The organism is Streptococcus infantis ATCC 700779 (assembly GCF_000187465.1).
Lineage (GTDB): Bacteria > Bacillota > Bacilli > Lactobacillales > Streptococcaceae > Streptococcus > Streptococcus infantis.
This window is the reverse complement of the sequence record NZ_GL732439.1, coordinates 1,636,737-1,647,912: the sequence shown is the minus strand read 5'-3', so window position 1 is coordinate 1,647,912 and position 11,176 is coordinate 1,636,737. Positions and strand designations below refer to the sequence as shown.

Below are 11,176 nucleotides of genomic sequence, written 5' to 3'. Positions count from 1 at the left end.
CTGGAAAGGAATGAAACTTCCAACCGAAGAAGCCAAATAGATTTGGAAGTTGTTGAAGTGAACGTGAATGTTGTCGATATTAAAACGAAAGAACAACATGAAGTAGATTCAGTAAGCTTGCAAGATCGTGTAACTGGTGCAGTTGAATCAACAGGTGAATTTGCATCTGAACAGTTTGAAAATGTTAAAACAGGTTTGGGGAATGGATTCTCAGCAGTTAAAGAAAAGTTGACGAAGGCGTAGAAACTGTAACTGACTCTTCATCAAATGAAAAACCACGTGTTCATTGATTTGGATATTTAAAAACGTACAAATAAAAATATGGAGGTAAGACTATGCCTACAGAAGAAAAATTTAATCAAGCAAAAGGTGCGATCAAAGAAGGTGTCGGTAAATTGACTGGCGACAAGAAAACAGAAAAAGAAGGGGCTGCAGAAAAAGTAGTTTCTAAAGCTAAAGAAGTGGCAGAAGATACAAAAGAAGCCGTTGAAGGCGCAATCGAAGGTGTTAAAAATATGGTAAAAAAAGACGATAAATAGTTATAAAGTCAATTGATTTTTCATAGAAAATATATTAAGCTACTCTACTAAAAAGATAAGGTTGTCGTATTCTACTCCTAATTACTCACTTATAAGATTACTTTCAACATAACTACAACTCGATATTCTTATAATATTATTCAGTTGAAAAATCAACTTTCTTTAGATGAATTTAAATTCCTTTTTAATTCCATGTACATATTCTTTCTAATAGTAAAAGCACTCTAATTTCTACAGTTTTAGCTCAATCATAGAAGTTAGGGTGCTTTTTAATCAAATGTTTTAAGAAAGTGTTACTATTCTGGATGTTTTTATAATATACGCAATTGTTTACACAACTTATTTTACATTACCAGACCAACAATTAGTGGATATGGTTGCAAGGCAACTTGAGATAACATTTGGTAAAATAATATTTTCTATGATAGATGATCAATGCAACCTGGTGATAGTATCATAGGTAAAATGAAAGAGGGTCTAGAGCAATATACTACTTTTTTCTATTTTCTGCCTACAAATTCTCTTGGGAGTAATATGGTTGCTAGAGAATGGCAGAGTGCTCTGATGAGTAGTGTCAATAGTGGCTTGAAATTTGTTCCTATCCGTCTTGATGATTGCAATCCACCTGTTATCATGAAAGATTTATTATATATTGATTTATATGGTATTGGAATTGATGAAGCTATTTTCCAAATGAAGGCAGTTGTGAATCAAGAAAATAATTATAAACCCTTAGAAGATAAGGAAAATCTTGTTGCAATTCTACATAAAAATCAGATTTTGAAATCGAACTTGAAATTAGAGCAACAATATTTAGTGTACAAAGTGTTGATTTTGCTTTTGTATGTAATAACTCCTTTGATGACTTTGAGGTTATACCATATGATGAACTGATAATATATACTCGAAGTGGAGAAGTATTCAGAAATTATTCTAATGGAGAGCGTAAATACATAAATGCGATTATAAGAACTTTATATAGGAGTTGAAAAAATCCCCTCTAAATTTTGAAGGGATAATTCATGTCTTATCAGAAACCGATGTAAAAGAGTTAAAGATAATTTGGGAATGATATTTCCAGATGGTGTGAACTTTTTGTAAAATTCTAGCTCAATTAGTGTATTTTAGGGTTAAAATTCACACCATTCAGATGAAATTAGTTAAAATTGAATGAAATAACGCTTTCAGAAAAGTCTAAAAGTGCCTGATATTAAAGGCTTTTGAGATTTATTTAAACAAAAGTTGTTCAAACCAGGTCTCACAATTTGTAAGTAAAAGAACAAATAAAAAAGAGGAGCTTCATACTAAAGTTCCTCTTCTTTTATATATCCGAATCATTATTCTTATTTCAAAAAAGGTAGTGAAAAAGGTAGTGATTCGGTTGATTTATATTGCAATGTAGTGAAATTTAGAATTTCAAAAATCGCTTTAAATCAAGGTTTCTCACATCTATTGACGTGTAGTGAATCCCTATTTCACCTCTGTAAACACAACGTGTTTGCGAAGTTTTGGTGAGTATTTCTTCAATTGAAGACGGTCTGGAGTGTTACGTTTGTTTTTAGAAGTAAGGTACAAGCGTTCACCAGATTCTTTGTGTTCAAGTGTAATATTTACGCGCATGGTATCTCCCTTCTATTATTCAGCTGATGCAGCTTTAGCGATCTTACGTCCTTTGTAGTATCCTTTAAGTGATACACGGTGTGAACGTGAGTAATCTCCAGTTGCTTCGTCAAAGTTTACAGATGGAGCTGTTACTTTGTAGTGCGTACGACGTTTGTTTTTCTTCGCTTTTGATGTGCGACGTGCAGGTACTGCCATTTCGTTTTTCTCCTTTTAAGATATAAATTCAATTAGGTTTGATTTTCATCAACTGTAACAGTATAACAAAACTTTTTTGTAAAGTAAAGTTACTTGACAAAAAAAGTTGTATTTTTTTATCTTACACTACTGAATTGTCTGAAAATTTAAAAATTTTCTTCTGTTATTCATGTGAAAATTGTGCTATAATGGAACAAACTGAAATGGGAGGGAACAAATGACAGAATTAGATAAACGTCACCGCAGCAGCATCTATGACAGCATGGTAAAATCACCTAACCGTGCCATGCTTCGTGCGACTGGTATGACAGATAAGGACTTTGAAACACCGATTGTTGGGGTCATTTCGACTTGGGCAGAAAACACACCGTGTAATATTCACTTGCATGACTTTGGGAAATTGGCTAAAGAAGGTGTTAAATCTGCTGGTGCTTGGCCTGTGCAGTTTGGGACCATTACCGTAGCCGACGGTATTGCCATGGGAACGCCTGGGATGCGCTTCTCCCTAACGTCTCGTGATATCATCGCGGACTCAATCGAGGCTGCTATGGGTGGTCATAACGTCGATGCCTTTGTGGCTATCGGTGGTTGTGACAAGAACATGCCTGGTTCTATGATTGCCATTGCCAATATGGATATCCCAGCTATTTTCGCTTACGGTGGTACTATCGCCCCTGGAAAATTGGATGGCAAAGACATCGACTTGGTTTCTGTATTTGAAGGAATTGGTAAGTGGAATCACGGCGATATGACTGCTGAGGACGTGAAACGTCTGGAATGTAATGCCTGCCCTGGCCCTGGTGGTTGTGGTGGTATGTATACAGCTAATACCATGGCTACTGCTATCGAAGTTTTGGGGATGAGTTTGCCAGGTTCTTCTTCTCACCCAGCTGAATCTGCTGATAAGAAAGAAGACATCGAAGCAGCCGGTCGTGCAGTTGTCAAAATGCTTGAACTTGGGATCAAACCTTCAGACATCTTGACTCGCGAAGCCTTTGAAGATGCCATTACAGTGACTATGGCTCTAGGTGGCTCTACAAATGCCACTCTTCACTTGCTTGCTATTGCCCACGCAGCTAATGTTGACTTGTCACTTGAGGACTTTAATACTATCCAAGAACGTGTGCCTCACTTGGCTGACTTGAAACCTTCTGGTCAGTATGTCTTCCAAGACCTCTACGAAGTTGGTGGTGTGCCTGCAGTTATGAAGTACTTGTTGGCGAATGGATTCCTTCATGGAGACCGTATCACATGTACTGGTAAGACTGTCGCTGAAAACTTGGCTGACTTTGCAGATCTTACTCCAGGTCAAAAAGTCATCATGCCACTTGAAAATCCTAAACGTGCGGACGGCCCGCTTATCATCTTGAACGGTAATCTTGCTCCTGACGGTGCAGTTGCCAAGGTGTCAGGTGTTAAAGTGCGTCGTCACGTTGGTCCAGCTAAGGTCTTTGACTCAGAAGAAGATGCTATCCAAGCTGTCTTGTCAGATGAAATCGTTGATGGCGACGTTGTCGTTGTTCGTTTCGTTGGACCTAAGGGTGGTCCTGGTATGCCTGAAATGCTATCACTTTCATCAATGATCGTTGGTAAAGGTCAAGGAGACAAAGTCGCCCTCTTGACAGACGGACGCTTCTCTGGTGGTACTTATGGATTGGTTGTTGGACATATCGCTCCTGAAGCTCAGGATGGTGGACCAATTGCCTATCTCCGTACAGGGGATATCGTTACGGTTGACCAAGATACCAAAGAAATTTCCATGGCCGTTTCTGATGAAGAACTTGAAAAACGCAAGGCAGAAACAACCTTGCCACCACTCTATAGCCGTGGTGTCCTTGGTAAGTATGCCCATACCGTATCTTCTGCATCACGTGGTGCCGTTACAGATTTCTGGAATATGGAACAATCTGGTAAAAAATAAACACTATTACGGATTGATTTATTACCAACCATTCTAAAAAACATACAAAAAGGATGAAGTTCTTAGGAACTTCATCCTTTTCTAGTATCATAGCCGCAGAGTGTGTCAGCTATTCTATTTTTTGTTTTTTCCACAAGAAAACGAGCAGAATAAGAGAAGCTAGTGAAAGCATTACTCCGAAGTTTAACCCTGGAGGATTATATGTCCACACGATCTCATGTTCTCCTTCCGTTAGTGATACACCCATAAAGAAACCAAGCGATTTTTGAACTTCTTGAGCTTGACCATCTACTGTTACACTCCAACCTGAATGGTATGGAATAGTGAAAGTTGCAAAGGATTGTTCACTATTTGTAACATTAACGTGTGCTTTCACTGTTGAATTTGAATAGGAATCAATGGTGATGTCATTTGCTTTTTTAAACTGTTCCAAAGCTTTGGTTAGAGTTGGTATATCGATTGAATAGAATTTAAAATCACGAATATCCCATTCTTTGGCTTTTCCTTCATCAATTGTAAATGTGAGCGTTTTGTTTAAGTTTCCATTTCCAACCACCCATAATTGATTTTCTCGGAATCGATTTTCATAAGGATAACTTGATCCGTCTACCAACACTTTTGATTTAATGACTGAACCGGCTTGTCTTTCTGGAATTTCGACAAAGTACAACTTGTTTGGTTCAAGAGATAACTGCCATTCAATTTTTACCGGAGTACCTTCTTGAGTAATTGTATATTTGTCACCATTTTTCGTTAAATTTTCAACATGAGCTTCTGATACACTTACTTCTTTAAGACCTTCTTTCTCCGAAATTCCCACAACTTGTAACAATTGATTTAAATTATTAACTGGTTTGTGCTTTTCAAAGTTTACATTTGTTGCAAGATCCTTATTTGTTAAATATCCCAAGGAGAGGGCATATGGATTTTGATAAACAGCAAAGTTCTTTAAGGTTCCTTCTTTCTGATATAAACCACGAATATCCGCAAAGACTTTATTTTCATCGCCACCCATCATAAACCGCGAAAAACCAAACATAGAATCTAAAATAATATTTCGCCCTGTATAGTTTACAACTGATTGTGAGGCAGGAAGTCCTAAGTGACTAAATTCTTCAATTAATGTATGCTCTAAACTCGATGTAAAGTGAGAGGCTCCATTATAATTATAAGCAATCGGGAAATTGGCATGCGACAATCCCTTATTCATCTCCAGACGTGTAAATTGATTTAATTTACTATAACCTTCTTCATCAAAAGCAATCGCATACTCCATTTGAGTCTTCAAACTAGAATTACTAACGAAAAATGGTACTCTTTTCAGTCCAATAAACGCACCCAATATTAACTCTACAATAACAACTCCGGTAACTATTTGTAGTCTTCGAGATAAATCGACCTTTGTTAGAAAGAATGCACATAAAACGATACTATAAATAATAAATGCAAGTATTTTCTGTAATGTTTCTACATAAGAAAGTGTAGCAAGCATTGAGAACAATAAAATTGACCCAAAACCTATAAGAGCTACCAAAAATTCATTAAATCGGAATCTATTTTTCCACTTCATCAAACTTTCAGAAGCTAAGACCAACATAAAGGCATTTGCAATCCAAGAATTTCTAAAGTAGAAACCGACCGGACGTTGCCCCATATGCCAAATCTGATCAAAGCCTTGAATATTGAAGGAAAGTAATAAAATCAATAATACGAATGTTGCAGATAATTTGCTACGAAGGGAAATTTCTTTTTTTACATAGAAAACAAACAGTCCAAAAAGGCCTAAACTTCCAATGAAAAGGTGCGGTAAGGCTTTTGGGTTCCCCCACTCTTTTTCACTAAAAGAGCCTAAAATAAATTTTTGAGGAAAAGTTATAAGATCATTTACGATTTTAAAAGACCATTCAAATGTACTTCCTGCACTCGCCTTACTTTCTACCAAGGCACCAAAGACTGGTAGCAGCCAGAACATTGCAAGTCCTACTCCAATCATTGCAAACAATGCAACCCTACCAATTTTTAATAGGTAGTCTTTCAAGGAAGCTTTCTTTGAAAAAACAGCATAGAATGCATATAGAGCCACAAAAAGGCACATCATATACCCTGTATAGAAATTCGTAATCAAGCTGACTGCAAGGAAAATCGGTAATTTAAATGATCGTTTTCCTTCTACGACTTCTTCAATACCAAGAAGAATGACAGGAACATAAATTAGATTATCTAAAAAGTTGGGATTGAAATGCTGAGATACAATAAATCCACTAAGCGCATAAGATGTAGATAAACCTAATGACAGCCAGTAATTTTTGCTAATCCCTTGATATTTCTTTTCAAGAAAATATCCAAACGCCACTCCCATTACTCCAAAGCGAATGAGTGGAATCACATAACTCAAAATATGAAATGTCGAAATTGGAAAAATTACGTATAAAAACGTGAAAGGACTTAAACTATTAAAGCCCCATACACTTGGCATTGCTCCTCCCAGGGATTTAGAGAAGGACCAAAACAGACCGCTAAAATCGCCGCTCCAAAATAGTTTATGTAATCCGATATAAAGCGGAAAATATTGTGAAAGAAAATCTCCACTATGCACCGAATTTTGTGAAAAGGGAGTCAACCCTAAACAAAGGAAGACTCCTAACATACCCATAAATGGAACAAAGAATAGCGAACTAAATTTTAATTTCATTTTTGAAATTTTCATTATAGTCTACTCCTACTAAATTAAATCCATTTTTTATAAATTGCAAATCCATAAAGAGAGGTTGATAAGATTGAAATTAGAAAACCTGCAACAAATCCAGATGGCAAGTAGCTGATTTCAATTGTATGTTCACCTGGTGTAATCTTGTAGGCTAACAAACTATCCCAAACTTTAGCAGTTTCAACTACTTTTCCATCTACTTTAACAGTCCAACCTTTTTCATATGGGATACTGGTCATCATCCAAGTACTGTCATCAGTTATATTAACTGTTCCTTTAAAACTACGATTATCCCAATGAGTTAATTTTATTCCTTGCAGCTGACGTTCTTGAATGATACGATTTGCTAGAGCAGCATTAGAACGAGCCAAGCGCAGTCCAGATAAATTATATTCATTATCCGAATCAATTTCAATCGTTAAATCTGTAGGTTGACCAACTGAATTATGTGCAATTTGAATAAATTGCATTTGTTGGAATTTATCTTGGAATTCATAATTTTTGCCATTTAACATGACACGAATTTTATTTTTGTCTGTATGAGATAATATTTGCGGAATTGCTACCCAATAATCCTCAGCAGATTGAGGTACTAAATGATAGGTAATCGTTCCTGGTTTTGAAGAATCAATACGCTTATAGGTTTCCGGTTTAGACGGATCTACAACTTCCATATTGTCCAATTTCATCTCATTTGCTCCGAGTACAGCTAAATAATTTTCGCTCGTTGCCCCCATAGCTTGTACAATCTTATTTTGATTTTGAATTGGTTGATGGTTCTCTAATTTCACATTCACCGTTGCATCATTAACACCATAAGCAATTGGCAAAATCAAACCTGTCTCGAATGTCTTTGTTCTAGTAGCTTCATAAACAGGTGCTTTTGTCGTAATATCTTTACGCGTTACCATGTTTCCGAATACATACAGTTTGGATGTATCAGGATAGTCCTCTTTAAGCACTGGTTTTGGAGCAACTAGATATTTTACTGAGAAGAGCGCATCTTGGAACGGAGTTCCTTGATAGTAGGTTGTTGCATTAATTCCGTTGTTTCCTAAACGGTCAAATAAATCACGTGTACTATTTTCCAGGTTGGAACTGAAAACCGATAGTCCTGGATAATCCACCATAAATGGATCATTCTTACTTAAATTAAATGATTTGTTAATTCTGTAAAAATCACTGTGGTCAGGTCTAATTGGATTAATCGCTTCCTTTAATTGCAAAACTGCATCGTGATACTTATAAGCGTCTGTATACCCAACTCTTGATTGAACAAGCGCTGCATTAGCTGTTAACTCAACTACAGTCAAAGCAGCTATAATCATCCAAGAGTGTTTCACTTTAGGATAGAATAAAGCTGCAAGCAAAACCACAAAAATCAAAATCGTTGCAAGACGTTGCCAAACTGTTAAGAAAGAGTGTTGTTGTAACTGTACAATAGAAAAGATAACTGCACCGCTAATCAGTAGGAAGCTAGCTTCTCTTTTAGTAAATTTTTCTACTTCTCGTAGACTTAGATAAGCCAAATAAACTAAAAAGAAAGCAATAATCCATGAGAAGCGATAGAAAAATCCAGCAGGATTTTGTCCCATATGCCACAACTTACTTGTAAATTCATGGGCACAAGAAATCAAAAACACTACGAGAACAAAACTTGCTGCAATTTTACTCCACTTTGAAATCTTACTTGAAATAAAGTAATAAAGTGTTCCTAGTAAACCAAAGCTAGCTACATATATATTTGGCAAGTTAGGTCCAGCTGGCCAAGAAGTATTATCAAAAGCTCCTAAAAAGAGTTTTGCTAAAATCTCAAACGGATTGATTTGTAACTTCCAATCAAATCTCAGAGTGCTTTGTAAGCCCCCTTTTGTTGATACCAAACTAATCAGAATTGGGAGCAATACAGCTGATACTATTCCAACAGCTAGTATAGATGCGGCAGCTAATTTCCCCAATCTTGTTAGAATAACCTTTTTATTTCTTAAGTTCTCTGAACGAATAATGTAGAATAAAGCATAAATGACCACAAAAATGCAGGTCATATAACCCATGTAAAATTGTACAAAGAGAGATAAGGCAAGCATGCCAATATAGCCTCTTGGAGACTTATTATCTAGTACTTGTTCAACCCCAATTAAAACTAATGGAAGCATGATCATTCCATCATAGAAAATTGGGTTCATTTGATAACTAACATTAAACCCATTTAATGCGTAGATGGTAGCGACGATTGGAACCAAGTAGGCCTTATTCTTTAATCCATCATAACGTTTAACCAAGAAATGTGCCATGGTTAATCCCATCGCTCCATAACGTAAGGCAATAACAATTGGGACCACCCATTGGAAATTTTCTTCAGAGGTTAATAGAAAGAGTAAGTTAAATGGACTCAACAAGTTGAAGCCCCAAATCCCTAACATCCCACCTCCAATGGATTTAGAGAAAGAGTAGAAGAAACTACTCCAATCGCCATTTAAAAATAAATGTTTGAAATAAGCATATAAGCCAATATACTGTGCGTTAAAGTCAACCGCCATGAGTGACTTTGTCCCGAAAGGAAAGAAGCCATCAATAGCCCAAGCCACAAACATGATGGCTATAGGTGCAATAAAACTTGCTAGATAGACTTTTTTCTTAGTCGTCATTTTGCTCTCCTTTTACAGTAATGTTCGTTTGGTCAACAAGATAATGTGGACGTTTCTTCACTTCGTAATAAATCTTACCGATGTATTCTCCGAGTACCCCAATAGAAATCAATTGAATTCCACCAAAGAGAACGACTGAGAAGATTGTAGTAAAGTATCCACTCACGAGTGAATCCGGTACTACGAGATATTGGATAAAGGTCCAAAGAACATAAACCAATGAAATTAATAAGCAGAATAAACCAAAATTAATACACATACGTAGAGGTTTATCGTTGAATGATAAAATCCCTTGAATCGCATAGTTCAATGAGAACTTCAACGAGTATTTTGTTTCACCTACAGTACGAACTTGGTTTTCATATTCGATAACTTTTTCGTTAAAGCCGATCCAAGCAAAAATTCCTTTAGAAAAACGATTGTATTCTTGCATAGATATGATGGCGTTTACAACTTTACGGCTAAACAATCGGAATTCAGAGACTCCGTCCATTAGCTCGATATCCATCATTTTATTGGCAAGTTTATAAAAATGTTTAGCTAAAAAAGTACGGTGACGTTTTTCTCCTGTACGTGTACGACGAGCACTTACAACATCGTATCCTTGCTCATAAGCTTCAATCATTTTTGGAAGCATTGCTGGTGGATGCTGCAAATCTCCATCCATTAGAATAACTGCTTCTCCTGTTGCATATTCAAGTCCTGCAATAGTTCCAGCTTCTTTCCCGAAATTTCGACTGAAGCTGATGTATTTAACACGTGAATCGCCAGCTGCGATGGCTAACATACGTTCAAAAGTACGATCCTTACTACCGTCATTAATAAAAATAATTTCAAATTCGGCTTTTGTAATTTGATTGATTTCTTTAACCAATTCATCATACATCTTCTGAATCATATTCTCTTCGTTATAAAACGGAATTACTACAGATAATTTCATATCTATCCTACCTTATTCTTTTTATTATAATCACTTCTACTATAATAACATTTTTTTGAGTGAAGTGGTTACTCTTAACAAAAATTTTTGTTTATTGTATGAAATAAATAAACAAAAAAAGAAAAATATAAATCAGGTCTTTAATCCCGATTCATAATTCATCTTATCACTCTATTTTTTTATCGTGGAGGGAGTCCTAGAGCTATACGCCCATAACGACTAATGCGTGTAATCTTCCATGCTGGAGACCAGGTAACCTCAACCTTGACATCCTCAATCCCAGTAATTTGTTTTAAACCTGCCACAATTTCGATAGGCAGACTTTCTGCACAGTCACAGGCAGTATCGGTGAAGGTCATAACAACTGTACAAAGTCCAGCCTCATCTAAATGAATCTCATAAATCAATCCAAGATTGTATACATCTAACTCTACATCTGTATCATAAACTTTTTCGAGTACTTCAATGATTTGATCTTCCAATGCTAGAGCACGATCATTAATCTTGATGTCTTCTCTCATTGCATTCCCTCCATTTTTATACTGCACCTATTTTCTCATAATTCTGACAATTTGGCAAGTTTTTCCCAATTCTCGTTAAAGC

General features: G+C 36.2%; 9 protein-coding genes and 1 pseudogene. 4 read left to right on the top strand and 6 right to left on the bottom strand.

Translation table 11 applies throughout. The features are described 5' to 3' along the window. The 3 genes and pseudogenes from HMPREF9423_RS11780 to HMPREF9423_RS12695 all read left to right on the top strand — a co-directional run. Positions 1-290, top strand: a pseudogene (locus tag HMPREF9423_RS11780) (hypothetical protein); the annotation flags it as partial. Positions 291-335: 45 nt separating this feature from the next. After that, positions 336-539 (top strand): CsbD family protein, encoded by a 204-nt coding sequence (locus tag HMPREF9423_RS10475; RefSeq protein WP_006149295.1) that lies wholly within the window; start codon positions 336-338, stop codon positions 537-539. A gap of 435 nt (positions 540-974) precedes the next feature. Then, entirely contained in the window at positions 975-1,433 is a 459-nt protein-coding gene (locus HMPREF9423_RS12695) for a toll/interleukin-1 receptor domain-containing protein (RefSeq protein WP_006149294.1), read from the top strand. Positions 1,434-2,009: 576 nt separating this feature from the next. On the opposite strand, the gene rpmG is transcribed toward HMPREF9423_RS12695, so the two are convergent. Beyond that, complete coding sequence (rpmG, locus tag HMPREF9423_RS10465) at positions 2,010-2,159, bottom strand: 50S ribosomal protein L33 (RefSeq protein ID WP_001265622.1); 150 nt, start codon at positions 2,157-2,159, stop codon at positions 2,010-2,012. A 15-nt stretch (positions 2,160-2,174) separates the two neighbouring features. Next, positions 2,175-2,357 (bottom strand): 50S ribosomal protein L32, encoded by a 183-nt coding sequence (gene rpmF / locus HMPREF9423_RS10460; protein WP_003009516.1) that lies wholly within the window; start codon positions 2,355-2,357, stop codon positions 2,175-2,177. A 217-nt stretch (positions 2,358-2,574) separates the two neighbouring features. Here rpmF and ilvD point away from each other — a divergent pair, with 217 nt between their 5' ends. After that, positions 2,575-4,278 (top strand): dihydroxy-acid dehydratase, encoded by a 1,704-nt coding sequence (ilvD, locus tag HMPREF9423_RS10455; RefSeq protein ID WP_006149292.1) that lies wholly within the window; start codon positions 2,575-2,577, stop codon positions 4,276-4,278. Positions 4,279-4,387: 109 nt separating this feature from the next. Here the strand turns inward: ilvD and HMPREF9423_RS10450 are convergent, their stop codons facing one another. From HMPREF9423_RS10450 to HMPREF9423_RS10435, 4 genes are all read right to left on the bottom strand, one after another. Beyond that, positions 4,388-6,985, bottom strand: a complete 2,598-nt coding sequence (locus tag HMPREF9423_RS10450; protein ID WP_006149291.1) for a YfhO family protein — start codon at positions 6,983-6,985, stop codon at positions 4,388-4,390. 20 nt (positions 6,986-7,005) lie between these two features. Then, a complete protein-coding gene (locus HMPREF9423_RS10445; protein ID WP_006149290.1) occupies positions 7,006-9,633 on the bottom strand; it encodes a YfhO family protein in 2,628 nt (875 codons plus the stop codon). Beyond that, positions 9,623-10,573 carry a glycosyltransferase PgfS gene (pgfS, locus tag HMPREF9423_RS10440; protein WP_006149289.1) on the bottom strand — a complete coding sequence of 317 codons (951 nt, stop codon included), beginning with the start codon at positions 10,571-10,573 and terminating at the stop codon, positions 9,623-9,625. The genes HMPREF9423_RS10445 and pgfS overlap by 11 nt, the downstream gene beginning before the upstream one ends. Before the next feature lie 179 nt (positions 10,574-10,752). Then, complete coding sequence (locus tag HMPREF9423_RS10435) at positions 10,753-11,094, bottom strand: metal-sulfur cluster assembly factor (RefSeq protein ID WP_006155627.1); 342 nt, start codon at positions 11,092-11,094, stop codon at positions 10,753-10,755. Positions 11,095-11,176: the final 82 nt, after the last annotated feature.